Source organism: Arthrobacter pascens (genome assembly GCF_017052465.1).
Taxonomy (GTDB): Bacteria; Actinomycetota; Actinomycetes; order Actinomycetales; family Micrococcaceae; genus Arthrobacter; species Arthrobacter pascens.
In genome coordinates, this window is sequence record NZ_JAFHKT010000151.1 from 405,284 (window position 1) to 423,162 (window position 17,879).

Annotated in this window: 17 protein-coding genes; 12 read left to right on the top strand and 5 right to left on the bottom strand. The window is 67.3% G+C overall.

Annotation, left to right across the window (positions count from 1 at the left end; translation table 11 throughout):
* Nucleotides 1-10: 10 nt before the first annotated feature.
* Complete coding sequence (locus JYA52_RS20040) at nucleotides 11-1,513, bottom strand: amidase (protein ID WP_205655113.1); 1,503 nt, start codon at nucleotides 1,511-1,513, stop codon at nucleotides 11-13.
* A gap of 113 nt (nucleotides 1,514-1,626) precedes the next feature.
* Between JYA52_RS20040 and JYA52_RS20045 the strand changes: the two genes are divergently transcribed.
* The 3 genes from JYA52_RS20045 (at nucleotide 1,627) to JYA52_RS20055 (ending at nucleotide 3,339) form a co-directional block, all read left to right on the top strand.
* The gene (locus JYA52_RS20045; protein ID WP_205655118.1) at nucleotides 1,627-1,953 is read left to right on the top strand and encodes a rhodanese-like domain-containing protein; all 327 of its coding nucleotides are present in this window, start codon (nucleotides 1,627-1,629) and stop codon (nucleotides 1,951-1,953) included.
* Nucleotides 1,954-2,045: 92 nt separating this feature from the next.
* Nucleotides 2,046-3,026: a prephenate dehydratase gene (pheA, locus tag JYA52_RS20050; protein ID WP_205655119.1), complete on the top strand. Its 981-nt coding sequence runs from the start codon at nucleotides 2,046-2,048 to the stop codon at nucleotides 3,024-3,026.
* Nucleotides 3,027-3,120: 94 nt separating this feature from the next.
* Nucleotides 3,121-3,339: a hypothetical protein gene (locus JYA52_RS20055; RefSeq protein WP_205655120.1), complete on the top strand. Its 219-nt coding sequence runs from the start codon at nucleotides 3,121-3,123 to the stop codon at nucleotides 3,337-3,339.
* Here JYA52_RS20055 and JYA52_RS20060 read toward each other — a convergent pair.
* On the bottom strand, nucleotides 3,336-4,415 hold the full coding sequence (locus JYA52_RS20060; protein WP_205655121.1) for a diacylglycerol/lipid kinase family protein: 1,080 nt from the start codon (nucleotides 4,413-4,415) through the stop codon (nucleotides 3,336-3,338). The genes JYA52_RS20055 and JYA52_RS20060 overlap by 4 nt on opposite strands.
* A gap of 66 nt (nucleotides 4,416-4,481) precedes the next feature.
* On the opposite strand from JYA52_RS20060, the gene serS reads away from it, so the two are divergent.
* Both serS and JYA52_RS20070 read left to right on the top strand, forming a co-directional pair.
* Nucleotides 4,482-5,762, top strand: coding sequence for a serine--tRNA ligase (gene serS / locus JYA52_RS20065; protein ID WP_205655122.1), 1,281 nt, complete (start codon nucleotides 4,482-4,484; stop codon nucleotides 5,760-5,762).
* A 144-nt stretch (nucleotides 5,763-5,906) separates the two neighbouring features.
* A complete protein-coding gene (locus tag JYA52_RS20070) occupies nucleotides 5,907-6,752 on the top strand; it encodes an HAD family hydrolase (protein ID WP_205655123.1) in 846 nt (281 codons plus the stop codon).
* A 41-nt stretch (nucleotides 6,753-6,793) separates the two neighbouring features.
* Here the strand turns inward: JYA52_RS20070 and JYA52_RS20075 are convergent, their stop codons facing one another.
* Together JYA52_RS20075 and JYA52_RS20080 are read right to left on the bottom strand one after the other, a co-directional pair.
* Entirely contained in the window at nucleotides 6,794-7,393 is a 600-nt protein-coding gene (locus JYA52_RS20075; protein WP_205655124.1) for a MarR family transcriptional regulator, read from the bottom strand.
* A gap of 219 nt (nucleotides 7,394-7,612) precedes the next feature.
* A complete protein-coding gene (locus tag JYA52_RS20080) occupies nucleotides 7,613-8,101 on the bottom strand; it encodes an inorganic diphosphatase (protein ID WP_205655125.1) in 489 nt (162 codons plus the stop codon).
* A gap of 167 nt (nucleotides 8,102-8,268) precedes the next feature.
* Here JYA52_RS20080 and dacB point away from each other — a divergent pair, with 167 nt between their 5' ends.
* The 4 genes from dacB to hpt all read left to right on the top strand — a co-directional run bounded on the left by dacB (nucleotide 8,269) and on the right by hpt (nucleotide 12,787).
* Nucleotides 8,269-9,759 carry a D-alanyl-D-alanine carboxypeptidase/D-alanyl-D-alanine endopeptidase gene (dacB, locus tag JYA52_RS20085; protein WP_372433959.1) on the top strand — a complete coding sequence of 497 codons (1,491 nt, stop codon included), beginning with the start codon at nucleotides 8,269-8,271 and terminating at the stop codon, nucleotides 9,757-9,759.
* Nucleotides 9,760-9,859: 100 nt separating this feature from the next.
* Nucleotides 9,860-11,020 (top strand): Rv3626c family coenzyme F420 biosynthesis-associated protein, encoded by a 1,161-nt coding sequence (locus JYA52_RS20090; RefSeq protein WP_504739521.1) that lies wholly within the window; start codon nucleotides 9,860-9,862, stop codon nucleotides 11,018-11,020.
* Between the two features lie 131 nt (nucleotides 11,021-11,151).
* On the top strand, nucleotides 11,152-12,192 hold the full coding sequence (gene tilS, locus JYA52_RS20095) for a tRNA lysidine(34) synthetase TilS (RefSeq protein ID WP_205655290.1): 1,041 nt from the start codon (nucleotides 11,152-11,154) through the stop codon (nucleotides 12,190-12,192).
* Nucleotides 12,193-12,235: 43 nt separating this feature from the next.
* Nucleotides 12,236-12,787: a hypoxanthine phosphoribosyltransferase gene (gene hpt / locus JYA52_RS20100; protein ID WP_205655128.1), complete on the top strand. Its 552-nt coding sequence runs from the start codon at nucleotides 12,236-12,238 to the stop codon at nucleotides 12,785-12,787.
* 192 nt (nucleotides 12,788-12,979) lie between these two features.
* Here the strand turns inward: hpt and JYA52_RS20105 are convergent, their stop codons facing one another.
* On the bottom strand, nucleotides 12,980-13,813 hold the full coding sequence (locus JYA52_RS20105; protein WP_205655129.1) for a type IV toxin-antitoxin system AbiEi family antitoxin domain-containing protein: 834 nt from the start codon (nucleotides 13,811-13,813) through the stop codon (nucleotides 12,980-12,982).
* Nucleotides 13,814-14,208: 395 nt separating this feature from the next.
* On the opposite strand from JYA52_RS20105, the gene ftsH reads away from it, so the two are divergent.
* The 3 genes from ftsH to folP are packed head-to-tail and all read left to right on the top strand — an operon-like array spanning nucleotide 14,209 to nucleotide 17,855.
* Nucleotides 14,209-16,275, top strand: a complete 2,067-nt coding sequence (ftsH, locus tag JYA52_RS20110) for an ATP-dependent zinc metalloprotease FtsH (protein WP_205655130.1) — start codon at nucleotides 14,209-14,211, stop codon at nucleotides 16,273-16,275.
* A gap of 10 nt (nucleotides 16,276-16,285) precedes the next feature.
* Nucleotides 16,286-16,924 carry a GTP cyclohydrolase I FolE gene (gene folE / locus JYA52_RS20115; protein ID WP_205655131.1) on the top strand — a complete coding sequence of 213 codons (639 nt, stop codon included), beginning with the start codon at nucleotides 16,286-16,288 and terminating at the stop codon, nucleotides 16,922-16,924.
* A 10-nt stretch (nucleotides 16,925-16,934) separates the two neighbouring features.
* Nucleotides 16,935-17,855 carry a dihydropteroate synthase gene (folP, locus tag JYA52_RS20120; protein WP_205655132.1) on the top strand — a complete coding sequence of 307 codons (921 nt, stop codon included), beginning with the start codon at nucleotides 16,935-16,937 and terminating at the stop codon, nucleotides 17,853-17,855.
* Nucleotides 17,856-17,879 lie beyond the last annotated feature (24 nt).

Sequence of the window (17,879 nt, forward strand, 5' to 3'; positions counted from 1 at the left end):
GCCCATCTCCCTAGAACCCCAGTTGAGCCGCGACCTGCAGCAGCAGCGCTTCGGAACCCATCGGGCCGATGAGCTGTATGCCCATGGGAAGTCCGTTCCCGGGCCCGCGGAGGCTGGGCCCCTCGCCGGCCGATGCGGTGGTTCCGCCAGTCGCGGGCGTCCCTTCGGTCCAGTGCACCGGGATGCTGACGGCCGGCAGGCCGCAGACGTTCACCATCGAGGACCAGGGTGCGAACTCGCACTGCTTCCGGTAGTCGCCGTCGGCGTCACCGGCCCATTCCGACACCGGCCAGTGGCCGTCACCGTGTGCGGAGCCCGTGAACCAGCCCACCGGCCGGGGCGTCTGTGCGAGGGACGGCGTCAGGATCAGATCCCAGGCAGCGTACTGCGCCACTGTGTCGCGCTGGAACTGGCGAAGAAAGGCCAGCGACTCGTTCAGCTTTGAGGCGCTGCGCTGCTGTGCCCGGCGGCGGAAGGTGCGCGTGAGCGGCGCCAGCAAAGCCTCGCGCTGGGGCGGTATCCGGGCCGCTCCGACGCCTGCCGTCCAGGCGGTCGTGAAGGCGTCCGGATAGCGGTTGTCGTAGCGGATGGTGGTTTCGACGACGTCATGCCCGGCGGCCGTCAGCATCCGGGCACCGGTGGCCAGCGCGTCCAGCGCCTCGGGATCGGGTGCGAACGGAAAAATGCCGGCCCACGGGCTGTCCAGGCTCATGCCGATGCGCAGCCTGGGCGGGGCGTCCGCGACAGTCTCCAGGTATCCCGTGCCGGCTGGGCCGGCGCTCGCGGTGCTGGTGCCAGGGGGCTCGGCGGCCGTCAGCGCATCGAGCAGGAGCGCCGCGTCCGCGGCGGAATGCGCGAGCGGCCCGGCGACCACCAGGCCGGCCGGATCGCCGTTGCTTTCCCCGGCGGGAACCAGGCCGCGTCCGGGTTTGAGCCCCAGCAGTCCACATGCCGCTGCGGGAATCCGGACGGACCCTCCGCCGTCGGATCCCGGGGCGAACGGCAGGAGTTTCGCGGCCACCGCCGCGGCGCTGCCGCCGGACGAGCCGCCCGAGCTGCGGCTGAGGGCATGCGGATTGCGCGACGGCGGGGCGATGCGGTTTTCGCTGTACGCGGTGAGTCCGAATTCCGGGACCTGCGTCTTGCCCAGCGAGACGGTTCCGGAGGCCCTCAGGGCTGCCGCGAGTGCGCCGTCCACGGGAGCGGGGCGCCGGTCCAGGGCGGCGGAGCCGTGTGTGGTGACCACGCCTGCCACGTCTGTCAGGTCTTTATAGGCCACCGGCATGCCGTGGAGTGCGGGAAGCTCTTCCGGGCGAAGCCGGGCATGCCTCTGGTCCGCGGCTGCAGCCTCGTCCATGGCCATGTCCGCAGTGACCGTGATGAAGGCGCCCAGCCCGGGGTTGGCGGCCTCAATCCGCTGGAGGAAGTGGGCCGCGGCCTCCCGCGCGGAGATTTCCCCGGACCGCAGCGCGTCCCTGAGGCGGACGGCGGAGAGGCAGTGGATCTCAGTCAAGGGTGCTCGCTTCCTGCATGGTCCAAGAAGCGTAACGTGCCGCCCAGGGGGCGCGGCCCCGTCCGCTGGCGATACGCTGGTGCTGAGAGCTTGCGGCCAAGGAGAGGACTCCCATGAGCGACCATGAAACTGTCACCGTCAACGACGTTCCGTCGGACGCAGCCATCCTGGATGTGCGCGAAGACTACGAGTGGGTGGCAGGGCACGCCGAGGGCGCGCTGCACATTCCCCTGGACCAGCTGCCGGGCCGCCTTGAGGAGCTGGACCCCGACGAGGATCTGTACGTCATCTGCCGCACCGGTGGACGCTCCCACCGCGCTGCCCAGTGGCTGGTTGGCCAAGGGTACTCCGCCGTCAATGTGGCCGGCGGCATGGACCAGTGGCTCGAGTCCGGCAAGCCGCTGGTCTCCGACAACGGCCTCAAGCCCGTGGTGCTCTGAATCATCATTGACCGCCGGCACCGCAGCTCCGAAAACGTTCCGGACCTGCGGAGCCACCAGGCCTTTCCATTCATGACTAATAAGGAATACTGATGCCCGCCTCCCGCGCCACCTACACCTTCCTTGGACCCGAGGGCACGTTCACGGAGGCGGCGCTGATGCAGGTTCCTGATGCGGCCGGAGCCATCCGCATCCCGTCCTCCAACGTCAACACGGCGCTGGACAAGGTGCGCGACGGATCGGCCGATGCCGCCATGGTCCCCATCGAGAACTCGGTTGAGGGTGGGGTAACGGCCACGCTCGATGCCATCGCCACCGGCCAGGAGCTGCGGATCATCCGCGAGGCGCTCGTCCCCATCAGCTTCGTGCTGGTGGCCCGTCCCGGCGTCGACATCACGCAGATCCGCCGTATCTCCACCCACGGCCATGCCTGGGCTCAGTGCCGCCTGTGGGTCGACGCGAATATTCCCGGCGCTGAATATATTCCTGCCTCCTCCACAGCCGCCGGGGCGCTGGGGCTCCTGGAAGACGACGCGCACTACGATGCCGCGATATGCGCCCCCATCGTCGCAGCGGAACAGCCCGGACTCCATGTGCTGGCCGAGAACATCGGGGACAACCCCGGGGCAGTCACCCGCTTTGTCCTTGTGAGCCGTCCTGGTGTCCTCCCGGCAAGGACTGGTGCCGACAAGACCACCGTGGTTGTGCCGCTGCCCGAAGACCGCCCTGGCGCGCTCATGGAGATCCTCGACCAGTTCGCCACCCGCGGGGTGAACCTCAGCAGGATCGAATCACGCCCGACGGGACAGTACCTCGGCCACTATTTCTTCAGCATCGACGCCGACGGCCATGTCGCGGACGCCCGCGTGGCGGACGCCCTCGCCGGGCTGCACCGCATCAGCCCCGCCACGCGTTTCCTGGGATCGTACGGACGGGCAGACGCCCAAAGCCCGGTGGTGGCGCCGCACACCTCCGACGAAGCATTCCGTGCCGCGCATGCTTGGGTCGATGAAATTCTGGCTGCGGAAACTCTGGGGTCGGGAATGGCCGCAAATGCTTCGCCCACAGCGTAGACAAATGCTTCTGGCGGTACTTCCCTGCCCCTAGGACTGTGCGTATGCTTGCCTGATCAACAGGGGGGGGTGGCCCAAGCGAGAGGAGCGGGTCATGTCAGATAACGCCAGGACCGAAAATGACGGCCAGGGAATGATCGTCAACCCCAAGCCGACAGCAGAAAACCAGGACTGGGACGGGGACGACGCGGACCGGGCGGACCGCCTGCGCTTCGAAGAGGAGCAGGCCATGATCCGCGAGCAGTCCGAAGCCCGCGCGGCAGCCAAGGCGGCAGAGGCCGCCAAGCAAACAGGCACCGCCAAGTCCGCTTAGGCCACGCCGCCCGCGCCGATGCCGGGCAGCGCCCTGACCCTGATCAGCAGCGATCTGGGATCCACCTGAACCGTGACCTTGGTGGCTTCGCCTGTGATGTCGCCGTCCAGTTGGGTGGGCATTGGCTCCGGACACTTGATGACCACCCTGCCGGAGCGGTACACGCTCATCACGGGCAGGTGCCGCTTGTGCTTGAACAGGATCTTGGCATACATCGCCATCCACCCCACCGCGCTTCGCGGGCTCATGACCACCACGTCCAGCATCCCGTCGTCGATCATGGCCTGCGGAATCAGGTCGATGCCGCCGGGGACAAGTCCGCAATTGGCAAACAGGACACTGCGGATCTTGCGCGACTGTTCGGGCTGGCCGTCCAGCGAGATCGAGACCTTCTTCCTGCGCCCCTGCAGGTGACGGACTCCCGCTTCGGTGTAGGCGAGCCATCCCACGGCCCGTTTTAGGCCGTCATTTGTATCCCCCACCACCTCGGCGTCCATGCCGATGCCCGCAATCACCAGGAAGGCATGTCTCGACGTGCGGCCGGTCTGGGCGTTCTCGATGGCCATCCGTGCTGTATCGATGTAGCGCTGATGGCCGAAGAGCGCCGTCTGCACATTGCCCTGCAGGTCGTAGATGTCCAGGTCCACGTTGCGTGCCAACAGGTTTCCGGTGCCCAGCGGAATCAGGCCCATTGCGACGCCGGTGTGCGCCAGCGATTCCGCCACCACCCGCACCGTGCCGTCGCCGCCGCCCACAAGGACGACGTCGGCCCCGAATGCCAGCGCCGCCCGGACCTGTGAGTGGCCGGGGTCATCCGCTGTCGTCTCAAAGAACCGCGGAGCCTCCCAGCCGGCCGTGAGGCAGGCGCGCTGGATGGCGGCGCGGGCCTCGGCGGACTTTGCCTTTGTAGGGTTCAAAACCACCGCAACGCGCTGGCGCCCCAGGCCATGGGCGTGGGGATCCTCCTGCACCGCGCTTCGCGCGTGCAGGGCCTTGAGGCTGCGCACGCCCCACCAGCTGGAGACGGCGAATGCCAGGGCTCCAACGATCAGGACGTAGAGAAACAGGTCGCTCATGGTGCTTCAACACTATCCCGCCGGGGGATGCGCCGGGCTGCCCGCCGCATTCGATACTCTTGTGTGGTGATCGACGTAAAAGACCTCAGCGAAAATCCGGACAAGTACCGCGCCAGCCAGCATGCACGAGGGGCGGACGAAACCGTGGTGGACGCGATCATCGATGCGGACGCCACCCGCCGCGCGGCGTTGATCCGGTTCGAGAACCTCCGTGCGGAACAGAACGTGTTCGGCAAGAAGGTGGCTCAGGCCAAGGGCGAGGAAAAGCAGGCGCTGCTCGCTGAGGTCCGGGAGCTGGCCGGGGCCGTCAAGGCGGCCTCCGCCGAAGCGGACGCCGCGCAGGCCAAGCAGGAGGAACTGCTGCGCACCATGCCCAACCTCATCGAGGCGGGCGTGCCCGAGGGCGGCGAGGACGACTACGTGGTGGTCAGGAGCGTCGGCACGCCCCGTGAGTTCCCCGACTTCGAGCCCCGGGACCACCTGGAAATCGGCGAGCTGATCGGTGCCATCGACATGGAGCGCGGCGCCAAGGTCTCCGGTTCACGGTTCTACTTCCTGCGCGGCGTCGGCGCCCGGCTGGAGATGGCCCTGCTGCAGATGGCAATGGACCAGGCCGTCGAGGCTGGCTTCGTCCCCATGATCACCCCCACGCTGGTCCGCCCGGAGATCATGCAGGGCACGGGCTTCGATGTAAAGCACGACGCCGAGATCTACCGTCTCGCCGAAGACGACCTCTACCTTGTGGGCACTTCGGAGGTGTCCCTGGCGGGATACCACGCGGACGAGATCCTGGACCTCACGGCGGGCCCGATCCGTTTCGCAGGCCAGAGCTCCTGCTACCGCCGCGAAGCCGGATCGCACGGCAAGGACACCCGCGGCATCATCCGCGTGCACCAGTTCAACAAGGTGGAGATGTTCATCTACACCACCGTTGAAGAAGCGGCCGCGGAACACGAGCGCCTGCTCGCCTGGGAAGAGGAAATGCTCGCCAAATGCGAGCTCCCGTACCGCGTGATCGACACTGCAGCCGGCGACCTCGGCATGTCCGCTGCGCGCAAGTTCGACTGCGAAGCCTGGGTTCCCACCCAGGGCGCCTACCGCGAGCTCACCTCCACCTCGAACTGCACCACGTTCCAGGCCCGCCGCCTGAACATCCGTGAACGCGTCCTGAACGAGGACGGCGCCCCGAAGGGCACCCGTCCGGTGGCCACGCTCAATGGCACTCTGGCCACCACGCGCTGGATCGTCGCCATCCTGGAGCACCACCAGAACCCGGACGGCTCCGTGAACGTGCCCGCAGCGCTGCAGAAGTACCTCGGCGGGCTCCAGGTCCTGCCTGTCCTGTAGCCACGGCCCATAGCCAGGACGCGTACCAGGCGCGTATGTAAACACTCACACTGGGGACAGCCCTGTGAGTATTTACCCGGTGTTCATTCGCTGCTGTGGCCTGCGTCCTAGCGGGTGCCAGGGGTGTCTGGTCTACTAGGGAGCATGACTACACTGACTGAATCCTCAGCCGCTGGCATCGAAGACCAGCAAGAAACCGCACAGAAGCTCATGATTGCCCTGGACGTGGACGGCACCCTCGTGGACCACGACGGCCACATGTCCGCCCCCGTCCGTGAGGCCGCCCAGGCGGTGGTGGCGGCAGGCCACGAGGTCATGATCGCCACGGGCCGTTCGCTCAACGCCACCCTGCCGGTGATTGAGCAGATCGGCATCGACCGCGGATACGCCGTCTGCTGCAACGGCGGCGTCACCCTGCGCCTGCACCCCGAACTGCCGGACGGCTACGAAATCATCCACAAGGCCACGTTCGATCCCGGCCCCGCCCTCCGCGCCCTCCGCAAGCGCCTTCCGACCGCCAAATACGCGCTGGAGGATGAGGACGGCAACTTCCTGTCCACGGAACGATTCCAGGACGCGAGTTTTGGCGTCGAGGCCATCGGCGTCGACTTCCAGACCATGCTGGAGGCCACGGCCGTGCGTGTCGTGGTGTTCAGCGCCGAGAACACGCCGGAGGAGTTCAACGAGGCCATTGAGCACATCGGCCTCGCTGGCGTCACCTACTCGGTGGGCTGGACTGCCTGGCTGGACATCGCCGCGGCGGGGGTCACCAAGGCCAGCGCCCTTGAAAATCTCCGCAGCAGGCTCGGCGTGGAGGCGTCCAGCACGGTGGCCATCGGGGACGGCCGCAACGACATTGAGATGCTCACCTGGGCGGGCCGCGGCGTGGCAATGGGCCAGGCACCGGACGAAGTGGTCGCCGCCGCGGATGAGGTCACCAAGTCCGTGTACGACGACGGTGCGGCGCTGGTTCTGCGCGGCCTGCTGTAACGCGGGGGTGCCTGCGCCAAAGCGCTAGTTCACCTCTAGTACTAGTGCACCTCGAGTATGAGGGAGAGCAGCCGGGCCGCTGCGGGCCGGGCGGCGTGTTCCTCGTTCCACTGGGCGCGTGCCACGGCCTTGCTCACGGCCTGGGACGTGATGCCCAGTTCCTCAGCCACCGCTTTTTGCTGGCCGCGGACGCCGGGGGTCAGCAGATCCAGGACGCGCCATTCGGCCTCGCTCCTGTCGTGGACGATGTGGCCCAGCAGCCGGAGCACCGACTCGGCTTCCGCGGCCAGGTCCGCCAGCGGCCCCTCTACGGCCACAGGAACTCGCTCCTTGCTGTTGTGGAGCCGGTCCACCGCCCTGCGCGCGTAGATCAGCCCATGCCCGGAGGCGTCCTTGATCTGGTTGGGCAGCGGCTCGTTAACGGGCCCAACGCCGATGCCCACGTACCAGCTGCCGCACCGCAGCGCGATCATGGCGGCTTCCACCGTCTGGTGCGGGCACTCCAGGATCCCCTGAACCTCGTCCTCCACGGAGCGGTCGAAGTCCAGGCGCGCCGGGATATGCCGGAGGTCCTTCAGGAGGTGCGGGACCCGGTCGCCGTCGCGCCGGCTGTCTGTTTGGTTGATAGTCAGCGTGAACATGGTGGAAATCAGACTACCCGGTGGTAGCTCGGAGGCAAGATCTCCGGTCCGGGGACGTTACGGAACTCACGCCGGCCGCCGGATGCCTGCGTTATGCTGCCCCGGGCGGACGGCCCCGGTGCCGCCGCGGGTCGGGAAAGTGGGTCCGGAAAAACGCGACGGCGGCAGGTGCGGTTCACAAGGAACCGTACCTGCCGCCGTCGTAGGTGAAGCGGTGCGTCAGTGTGCCGCGGGCACGTAACGCTTGATGGACGCCTCGAGCTCGGCCTCCGCTGCGGCGCGGTCGGCCCAGCCCTCGGCCCTGACCCACTTGCCCGGCTCCAGGTCCTTGTAGCGGGTAAAGAAGTGCTCGATCTCCTTGATCAGGAACTCGTTGACGTCGCTGACTTCCTGGATGTGGTCGAACCGCGGGTCGGCCGGAACGCACAGGACCTTGGCGTCCCCGCCGCCGTCGTCGGTCATGTTGAAGACGCCGATCGGACGGGCTTCAACGATGACGCCCGGGACCAGGTCGAAGTCCTGCAGGAGCACCAGCGCGTCCAGCGGGTCGCCGTCTTCGCCGAGGGTGTTCTCGAAGAAGCCGTAGTGGGTGGGGTACTGCATGGACGTGAAGAGGACGCGGTCCAGGCGGACTCGGCCGGTCTCGTGGTCGACTTCGTACTTGACGCGCGATCCCTTGGGGATCTCGATGGTCACGTCATGCTTCATGGAAATGCTCCTTGACGATTGGTGTTCGCGGCACGCTGACGTTCAACAAAAAAGGGCAGTCGCTGCCGCCGACTACTATTGAGGATATAGCGAGAGGCCCAGGTTTCAGGAACTAATGGGGTAATTTCAGGACTTTGAGGATCAGCGGCATGAGGGGCACCACGGGCATGGCAACCAGCCGCGAAAGGCTCACAGGGCAGTTTCAGGCGCTGGTCCGGGCGTGGCCCACCCTGCTCCTCACGGTGCTTCTTGCCGCACTTGCCCTTCCTGCCGGGATGCTGGTCGCGCCGGGCCTGACCGGGACGGCCCAGTCGGCGCCGGGACCCGTGCAGACCCCCGCATGGCAGCTCGTGCCGGAACGGTTGTCCGTTCCCCAGGGCATCGGCCCATTGAGCACGACGGCGCCCGTTCCCGCACCTGCCGAGGTGGCCGCCCGGCTGGACCCGGTTCTCAGGACCGACGGCGGCGGCACCTTTACCGGGGTTGTCCAGGACGCCGCCACCGGCAAAGTGCTGTTCGACCGGGACGGCGCGGCCAACAGGGTCCCCGCCTCGAACATGAAGCTGCTGACGGCCGCCGCGGCGCTGCGGGCGATCGGTCCGGACGCGCGCTTCACCACCAAAGCTGTTGCGGGACCGGCAACCGGGCCGGCAGGCGCCACGTCGCGGACCGTGGTGCTGGTGGGCGGCGGGGACGTCCTCCTTGGCCCGGGCGAATCTGCAGAGGACAAGGTTCTCGGCCATGCCGGGCTTGCCACGCTTGCCAAACAGACTGCGGAATCGCTGCGCAAGGACGGCTTCGCCGGACCGGTGGAGGTGCTCGTGGACGACTCCCTGTTCACCGGCCCTTCCCTCAGCCCGGCGTGGAGTCCGGATGACGTCGCCGCAGGGGAGGTGGCTCCGCTGTTCCCGCTGGCGTTGAATGCGGCGCGCTTCGACCCCGCCGTCACCACCGGGCCCCGGCCGCAGGACTCGGCCATCTCCGCGGGGGAGGCGTTCGCTGCCCAGCTCAAAGCGGCCGGTGCCGCCGCGGGCCTCAAGGTGGCCACCGGCGTCGGACGCGTGGAAGGGAAGCCGGCGGCGGACGCCGCGGTGCTGGGCCGGGTGGAATCGGCAACAGTCAGCCAGCAGGTGGACCTGATGCTCCAGACCTCGGACAACTACCTCGCCGAAACACTGGGGCGGATGGCCGCGGTGGCCGCCGGGGGACCCGCAAGCAACGAGGGCGCCACTGCCGCCGTGCTCCAGCAGCTCACGGACCTGGGCATCCCCACCGGCGGCATGACGGTGGCGGACGTTTCCGGGCTGGCCCTCGCGAACCAGGTTTCCGCCCGCCAGTTTGCCGAAGTGGTCCGTGCCATCACCTCCGGGCCTGACGCCCGGCTGCGGGCCGCGCTGGGCGGATTCCCCGTGGCCGGCCTCACGGGGACATTGGACGACAGGTACATCGACGACTCCAGTGCGGAGGGTGCGGGGCTGGTCCGCGCCAAAACCGGCACCCTGAATAGCGTCATCGCGCTGAGCGGCTATGTGGTGGATGCCGACGGAAGGCTGCTGGTGTTCTCCTTCATCGGCAATGAACTGACACCCGGGGCGGCGGGCAACAAGCCGGCGCTGGACGCCTCGGCCACTGTGCTCGCGGCCTGCGGCTGCAGCTAGGCCCGGTATCAAGGGGCGTGCGCCGACGGGGAGCCCGCTGCTGTTCGCCAGTCGGCGAACTTAAGGCGCAGAGCCGGAAGCGTGTGGTGTGATGGAGCGTATGGAGTCAACAGCAGGCCAGACAGGGGCCGAAGGCCAGACCGCAGCCCAGACCTCAGCCCAGACCGCAGAACCGGCCCAGACCCTGATCAACTGGGAGCTGGCCGCGTCGGCTGCCGCCCGCCTGGCTCCCGCCGGCCCGCCCCTCAGCGCCCGGGAGATCGGCGAAGCCGTCGACCAGCTGCGCTGGGCCGCCGACGCGTCGGTTGCCCACGTGCATCACATCACCGGCCTGGACGCCGCACGGGATCTCCGGGATTCCTCGGTCCTCGTCGTTGACCGGGCGTCCTGGGCCAGGGCGAACACCCAGAGCTTCGCCGTCATGCTCAAGCCCGCCATCGAACGGATGCTGGAGAACCGCAAGGGCACCATCAGTCCCGGGGCCGCCAGCGTCAGCGGCGCCATCACCGGCAGCCAGCTTGGCGCGGTGCTGGCGTTCCTTTCCAGCAAGGTCCTGGGCCAGTACGACCCCTTCGCCGCCCTTGCCGAAGGTTCCACTGCGCCGTCGGGCGGCCGGTTGCTGCTCGTTGCGCCGAACATCATTGCCGTGGAGCGGGAGCTCAACGTGACGCCGGAGGACTTCCGGCTCTGGGTCTGCCTGCACGAACAGACGCACCGCGTGCAGTTTGCGGCGGCGCCCTGGCTGCGGCACCACATGCTCAACGAAATCGACAACCTCAGCAGCCATCTCCTCGGCAACGTCGACTCGCTGATGGAGCGGGCGACCGCGGCCGCCCGCTCCCTGAAGGACCGCACGGTGTCCGGCGACACCCCCGGCAGGGGCGCCATCCTCGATCTCCTGCAGAAACCCGAGGAAAAAGCTGCGCTGTCCCACCTCACCGCCGTGATGAGCCTGCTCGAAGGGCACGCCAACGTGGTGATGGATGCGGTGGACGCCAGCATCGTTCCTTCCGTGAAGACCATCCGGCAGCGGTTCAATGACCGGGGCAAGGACCGCGGCGTGATCGAAAAGTTCATCCGCAACCTGCTGGGCCTGGATGCCAAGATGCGCCAGTACAGCGACGGGGCCAAGTTCGTCCGCGCCGTGGTGGAAGTTGCCGGGATGGAAGGCTTCAACCGCGTTTGGGACGCAGCCGGGAACCTCCCCACCGAGCCGGAAATCCACGACGCGAAGATCTGGCTCGACAGGATGGGGCTCTAATTTCCGTGCAGGACGTTTCCGGCGGACCGGCCCCCGCCCCCGGCGGAGAGCCACACCCGGGCGGAGAGCCGCTCAAAAGCGGACGACGGCGGCCCGGCCGCCTGGCGCCGGTGGTTGGCACCGCGCGGAAAATGCTGCAGGACGCCCTGGCCCAGGCAGGCTACCCGGACAGGATCCTCGTGGCCTGCAGCGGCGGGCCCGATTCGCTGGCGCTGGCTGCCGTGGCTGCCTACTTCGCGCGCCGTGGCCATGTTGACGGGCATCCGGTGGCCGTGGGTGCGGTGGTGGTGGACCACCAGCTGCAGCCGGGATCCGCGGACGTGGCAGCCCGCACCGCCGAAACACTCAAGGAACTCGGTCTCAACCCTGTACTCGTGCGCGCGGTGGACGTTGCCGCCAGTGGATTCGGACCGGAAGCGGCGGCCCGGGACGCGAGGCACGCGGCGCTGGACGAGGCCGCGGCGGAATGGGACGCGGATGCGGTGCTCCTTGGGCACACCCTCGACGACCAGGCCGAGCAGGTACTGCTGGGCCTGGCCCGCGGTTCCGGGACCAGGTCCCTGGCGGGCATGAGGCCAGCGCGCGGGAAGCTGCTGCGGCCCTTCCTCGGGCTGCGCAGGGCGGACACTCTGGAAATCTGCCGGGCAGAGGAACTCGATCCCTGGCACGACCCCACCAACGCGGACCCCTCCTTTGCACGCTCGCGGACCCGGGTTGAGGTGCTGCCCCTGCTTGAGGAAAAGCTCGGCCCGGGAGTCGCGGAATCCCTGGCCCGGACCGCCGCCATTCTCCAGCTGGACGCGGACTATCTGGAGGAGGTGGCCAACAGCACGTTCAGTGCGCTCGCAGAGCGGTCCGGCCGGGACGTCAGCCTGTCGGAGGAAGCCCTGAACGGACTGTCACCGGCCATCAGGTTCCGGGTGATCGCCAAGGCAGCGGCCGACGTCGGCGGCCAGCAGCCCAGCTACCAGCGGCTCCTCGCGGCCGAAGCCCTGCTGCGGCGGAAGGGCTCCGCGGGCCCGGTGGAACTACCCGGCGGAGTGAGCGTCTACCGCCTGTCGCTGGCGCAGTTGCTGGCGGACGGGGCGGGCACCGAAGGGGCCGGGGTTCCCCGAGGGGGCGCCCGCTGTGGGAAGCTAGTATTCCGGCTTCATAAACCGACCCGTTCATAGCCGCACCAGCATCTCGGCACCCGCATCTACACAGGAGCATTTGGTGGATTCATCCGACGTCCAGGCAGACCTCAAGCACGTTCTCTACACCAAGGAACAGATCCAGCAGCGCATCACTGAACTCGCGGCGGAGATCGACAAGGACTATGAAGGCCGCGAACTCCTCATCGTCGGCGTGCTGAAGGGCGCGGTCATGGTCATGGCCGACCTCGCGCGTGCCCTCCACAGCCACGTGTCCATGGACTGGATGGCCGTTTCCTCGTACGGCTCCGGCACACAGTCCTCCGGCGTGGTCCGCATCCTCAAGGACCTCGACACCGACCTCATGGGCAAGGACGTGCTCATCGTGGAAGACATCATCGATTCCGGGCTCACCCTCTCCTGGCTCAAGACCAACCTTGAGTCCCGCGGCACCGCGTCCGTCGAAGTCTGCACGGCATTCCGCAAGCCGACGGCGGCCAAGGTGGAGATCGACGTCAAATACGTCGGCTACGACATCCCCAACGAGTTCGTGGTGGGCTATGGCCTGGACTACGCCGAAAAGTACCGCAACCTGGACTTCGTGGGCACCCTGGCACCGCACGTCTACGAGTAAGCTCTGCAATTCGCCGGGGCTCTGCATTTCTGCACCGCTTCGGTGACCGCGCCGCCGTCGAACCCTCTGTGTGAGGGCCCGCCGGCGGCGCGACTGCTTTAGGGCGGGGTTAAAGACGAGCAAAAATGTGGCGCCGGGGCCGACGCGTGGGCGGTGCCAGGCAGTCTGCGCCGCGCAAGAGGGCGCGCGGCGTCAGCGGGTTGACCGCGGGGGAGTGGCCAGAGTCAGCCGGATCTGTTCCAGCATCTGCTCGGGGCGGTGCAGCACGTCCTCGTAAAGGTATCGCAGCACCCGGTAGCCGGCTGCTGCGCCAACATTGTTCCGCCGGATGTCCTTCTTGAACTGGGCCTTGTTGAAGTGGAAGCCCACCCCGTCAATCTCAACAATCAGGCATCCGTTGATCAGGAAGTCCACGTAGCCGATGCCCTCAAGGAATACCTGCGTCCGGACCTCGAATCCGTGGCGTCGAAAGAGGACGCGGGCCACCGTTTCCAGCAGCGAATCCGCACCGCGCTCGGCAAGATTCAGAACAGCCCGAGCGCGGCCGTTCCGGTTGCCGGGCAGCAGCCGCCGCAGGAAATCGGGATCGGTCTCGCCGCGATTGTAGGCACATTCGACCATAACGAGGGCTTCCAGTTCGGGGAGGCACTGGAGTGCATGGACCAGGACGTCCCTCAACGGAAGCACCGGAGGCAGCAGCGTCGAGATATTTCCGTTGAACCGATGGGCCACGACTTGGGAGGGAAGGCGCCGGTGGTTGGCCGCCAGGTGTGGCCGGCCAGGATCCCTCAGCGTCCAGAGCGAATAGTGGCCCGCCGCCGACACGCAGGTAACGGCTGCGTTGACTTCGTAGGCGCGCACGAAGTCATCGCTGGCTCCGGGCGAGCGGTAGACACCGTGCCGGGGTTTCAGCACCTGCCCTGAGTTCACTGCCTGGCCTATTTGGCTCCGGGTGAAGCCAGCACTCCGGAGGTGCGCCAGCCTGGCCACGCCGCCCTGCCGGGTGAGGAAATCCGAAGGCTGCATAGCGTCCAGCGTGCCCGGCCGCACGGCCAACCCGGAACATGGACAGCACGCTATGTGGAGAACCTGCCGGGCAACGTGCGTGGCGGCAGCCAGGCGGCAGCCGTGACGCATTTCTGCACCACTTTGGCGGACCGCGGATAGGACGGACTCAGGGGTTACGCAGGAGCCGGATCTGGCGCGGCGCCAAAGTGGTGCAAAAATGACTTGGCGGCACCGGGCGGCTCCGGTAACAGCGGGCTCGAGGCCCCCGGAGACTACGCCCATAGGGAACTTTTGCTGTACACCGTGCGTGAATTAGGGCGGCGGTGTAATGCTAGAAGCTGAAGCAGCACCACACGCGCGCAGACCACGCGCCGTGCAGCACTACCAGGAGGGACGGGGCCAGCCCCGAACAGATGAAAGCTAAGAGTTTCTTCAAGGGCCCGGGCATCTGGATCATCGTTGTTGTCGGTATGCTCCTGCTGGCTTTTGCAACGTTGGCTCCGGGCGGTGCGACGCGGATCGACACCCAGCCGGGCCTCGAGCTGCTTGCCGAGAGCGGCAAGGTTGAACAGGCAAAGATCTTCGACGGCGAGAACCGTGTGGATTTGGTCCTGAAGGACAACCTGGTCATCGACGGGCAGGACAAGGGCAAAAACGTCCAGTTCTTCTTCGTCAACGACCGCGGGCCGGACGTGGTCAAGGCCGTCACCGACTCCAACCCCTCCAAGGGATACACGGACCAGCCCGTGGAGAGCAACTGGCTCTCCGGGCTGTTCTCCCTGCTGATCCCCGTGCTGCTGCTCGGTGTCCTGTTCTGGTTCCTGCTGTCCCGGATGCAGGGCGGCGGGTCCAAGGTCATGCAGTTCGGCAAGTCCAAGGCCAAGATGGTCAACAAGGACATGCCGCAGGTGACCTTCGCGGACGTTGCCGGCGCCGATGAAGCCGTCGAAGAGCTTCAGGAAATCAAGGAATTCCTGGCCGAGCCGGCCAAGTTCCAGGCTGTGGGCGCCAAGATCCCCAAGGGTGTGCTGCTGTACGGCCCTCCGGGCACCGGCAAGACCCTGCTGGCCCGCGCCGTCGCGGGCGAGGCCGGTGTGCCGTTCTTCTCGATCTCGGGTTCGGACTTCGTCGAAATGTTCGTCGGTGTGGGCGCCTCCCGTGTCCGCGACCTCTTCGAACAGGCCAAGTCCAACTCGCCCGCCATCATCTTCGTCGACGAGATCGACGCCGTAGGCCGCCACCGCGGTGCCGGCATCGGCGGCGGCAACGACGAACGCGAGCAGACCCTCAACCAGCTGCTCGTCGAAATGGACGGCTTCGACGTCAAGACCAACGTCATCCTGATCGCCGCCACCAACCGGCCCGACGTCCTTGACCCGGCGCTGCTGCGCCCCGGCCGTTTCGACCGGCAAATTTCGGTCGAAGCCCCCGACCTCGTAGGCCGCGACCAGATCCTCCACGTGCACGCCAAGGGCAAGCCGATCGCGCAGGGCGTGGACCTCAAGGCCGTTGCCAAGAAGACCCCGGGCTACACCGGCGCAGACCTTGCCAACGTGCTCAACGAGGCCGCGCTGCTGACCGCCCGCTCCAACGCCAACCTGATCGATGACCGCGCCCTGGACGAGGCCATTGACCGTGTCATGGCCGGCCCGCAGAAGCGCAGCCGCGTCATGAAGGAACACGAGCGCAAGATCACGGCCTACCACGAAGGCGGCCACGCCCTGGTGGCGGCAGCACTGCGCAACTCGGCGCCGGTCACCAAGATCACCATCCTGCCCCGCGGCCGCGCCCTCGGCTACACCATGGTGGTCCCGGAAAACGACAAGTACTCCGTCACCCGCAACGAGCTCCTCGACCAGATGGCCTACGCCATGGGCGGCCGCGTCGCCGAAGAGATCGTCTTCCACGATCCCTCCACCGGCGCCTCGAACGACATCGAAAAAGCCACCGCCACGGCCCGCCAGATGGTCACGCAGTACGGCATGAGCGAACGCGTCGGCGCGGTTCGCCTGGGCCAGGGCGGCGGCGAGCCGTTCCTCGGCCGCGACGCCAGCCACGAGCGCAACTACTCGGACCAGATCGCCTACATCGTCGATGAGGAGGTCCGCCGCCTCATCGACCAGGCCCACGACGAGGCCTACGCCATTCTCACCGAGAACCGCGATGTCCTGGACCGTCTGGCCCTGGAACTGCTGGAACGGGAAACCCTGAACCAGGCCGAGATCGCCGACGTCTTCCGCGACATCCGCAAGCGCGACTTCCGCGAAGTGTGGCTGTCCAAGGAAACCCGTCCCGTCCAGAAGGCCGGCCCGGTGGAGTCGCGGCTGGAGAAGGCCGAACGCGAGGCCCAGGAAGAAGCCAAGGAGGCCCGGCTGGAGGAGCCGCTGGACGCCCTGCCGCCGCATCCGCAGGGTGTTCCCGAGGATGCCACCTTCCAGGGCGGAGTCACGGAAGCGGGCCCGGACGGCCACCACGGCTAAGCTCTTTGCTGTGACTCACTTCGACGACGATGACTTTTCCGCCTCCGCCGACCACTCGGCGCACGGCGGATCCGGCAAGCACCACAAGGTGGACAGGCCACGGATTGAAGCGGCTGTGCGGGAAATCCTGCTGGCCATCGGGGAGGACCCGGACCGCGGCGGCCTGCAGGACACGCCCAAGCGTGTCGCCAAGGCCTACGCCGAGGTCTTCGCCGGCCTGCACCAGGATCCGGCCACCGTGCTGTCCACCACCTTCGACCTCGACCACGAGGAACTGGTGCTGGTGAAGGACATCCCGTTCTACTCAACGTGCGAGCACCACCTCGTGCCGTTCCACGGTGTGGCCCACGTAGGCTACATCCCGTCGCACGAGGGCAAGGTGACGGGCCTGAGCAAGCTGGCACGGCTGGTGGACATCTACGCCCGCCGTCCCCAGGTGCAGGAACGGCTCACCACGGAGATCGTCGAAGCGCTCGTCACATTCCTCAAGCCGCGCGGTGCCATTGTGGTGGTGGAATGCGAACACATGTGCATGTCCATGCGCGGCATCCGCAAGCCCGGGGCCAAAACCGTCACAAGCGCGGTCCGCGGGCAACTTCATGACCCGGCCACCCGTGCCGAAGCCATGAGCCTCATACTCGGAAGGTAAACAACAGACTATGGACTCCCTAGCTGCAGCACCTGGAACCGGACCCGCAACATCCCCGCTGCCCGTTCTGCGCAAACCGCGGCCGGCTGCCAAATTTGAAGACCTGCCCACCGGCCGGTCGCTCGTCATGGGCATCCTGAACGTCACTCCGGATTCGTTCAGCGACGGCGGCAAGCACGCGACGGCGGACAACGCCATTGCTGCCGGCCTCCGGATGTTTTACGCCGGCGCGGACATCATCGACGTCGGCGGCGAGTCCACGCGCCCCGGCGCGGAGGACGTCAGCCCCGAAGAGGAGCAGCGGCGCGTCCTGCCCGTCGTTGCCGCGCTGGCCAAGGCCGGCGCCCTGGTCAGCATCGACACCACCCACGCCTCCACGGCGGAAGCCGCCCTTGAAGCGGGAGCGGCGATCATCAACGATGTCTCCGGCCTGACCATCGAGCCGGGCATGGCCGAACTCGTGGCCAAGAGCAAAGCGCCGTACGTTCTGACCCACCGCCGCGGCGACGCGAAGACCATGACGTCCCTGACCGACTACCAGGATGTGGCGGATGACGTCGTCGCCGAGCTCAGCGGCGTGCGGGACAAGCTGTATGCCGCAGGCGTGCAGCCTGAACAGATCATCATTGACCCGGGCATCGGCTTCTCCAAGACCGACGAGCAGAACTGGGAACTCCTGGGGAACCTTGACCGGCTTGAGGCGATGGGCCACAAGGTGCTCGTCGGGGTCTCCCGCAAGCGCTTCCTGGGCACCCTGCTGACCGTGGCCGGCAAGGCGGCGCTCCCGGAGGAGCGTGACGCCGCCACCGCCGCCATCACTGCGATCACCGCCGCCCGCGGCGCCTGGGCCGTGCGCGTGCACGACGTCGGCCCCAGCCTGGACGCCGTCAAGGTCGCCGCCCGCCTGGGCGCACCGAATCCCGGCCGCTGACTAGGAGAGGCTGAGCAGGAAAAC

What these genes read in the sequence shown, in the direction of transcription:
- JYA52_RS20045 (WP_205655118.1), top strand. Translation starts at nt 1,627, where the DNA reads ATGAGCGACCATGAAACTGTCACCGTCAACGACGTTCCGTCGGACGCA.
- pheA (WP_205655119.1), top strand. Translation starts at nt 2,046, where the DNA reads ATGCCCGCCTCCCGCGCCACCTACACCTTCCTTGGACCCGAGGGCACG.
- JYA52_RS20055 (WP_205655120.1), top strand. Translation starts at nt 3,121, where the DNA reads ATGTCAGATAACGCCAGGACCGAAAATGACGGCCAGGGAATGATCGTC.
- JYA52_RS20060 (WP_205655121.1), bottom strand. Translation starts at nt 4,415, where the DNA reads ATGAGCGACCTGTTTCTCTACGTCCTGATCGTTGGAGCCCTGGCATTC.
- JYA52_RS20070 (WP_205655123.1), top strand. Translation starts at nt 5,907, where the DNA reads ATGACTACACTGACTGAATCCTCAGCCGCTGGCATCGAAGACCAGCAA.
- JYA52_RS20075 (WP_205655124.1), bottom strand. Translation starts at nt 7,393, where the DNA reads ATGTTCACGCTGACTATCAACCAAACAGACAGCCGGCGCGACGGCGAC.
- JYA52_RS20080 (WP_205655125.1), bottom strand. Translation starts at nt 8,101, where the DNA reads ATGAAGCATGACGTGACCATCGAGATCCCCAAGGGATCGCGCGTCAAG.
- dacB (WP_372433959.1), top strand. Translation starts at nt 8,269, where the DNA reads ATGGCAACCAGCCGCGAAAGGCTCACAGGGCAGTTTCAGGCGCTGGTC.
- JYA52_RS20090 (WP_504739521.1), top strand. Translation starts at nt 9,860, where the DNA reads ATGGAGTCAACAGCAGGCCAGACAGGGGCCGAAGGCCAGACCGCAGCC.
- tilS (WP_205655290.1), top strand. Translation starts at nt 11,152, where the DNA reads ATGCTGCAGGACGCCCTGGCCCAGGCAGGCTACCCGGACAGGATCCTC.
- JYA52_RS20105 (WP_205655129.1), bottom strand. Translation starts at nt 13,813, where the DNA reads ATGCAGCCTTCGGATTTCCTCACCCGGCAGGGCGGCGTGGCCAGGCTG.
- ftsH (WP_205655130.1), top strand. Translation starts at nt 14,209, where the DNA reads ATGAAAGCTAAGAGTTTCTTCAAGGGCCCGGGCATCTGGATCATCGTT.
- folP (WP_205655132.1), top strand. Translation starts at nt 16,935, where the DNA reads ATGGACTCCCTAGCTGCAGCACCTGGAACCGGACCCGCAACATCCCCG.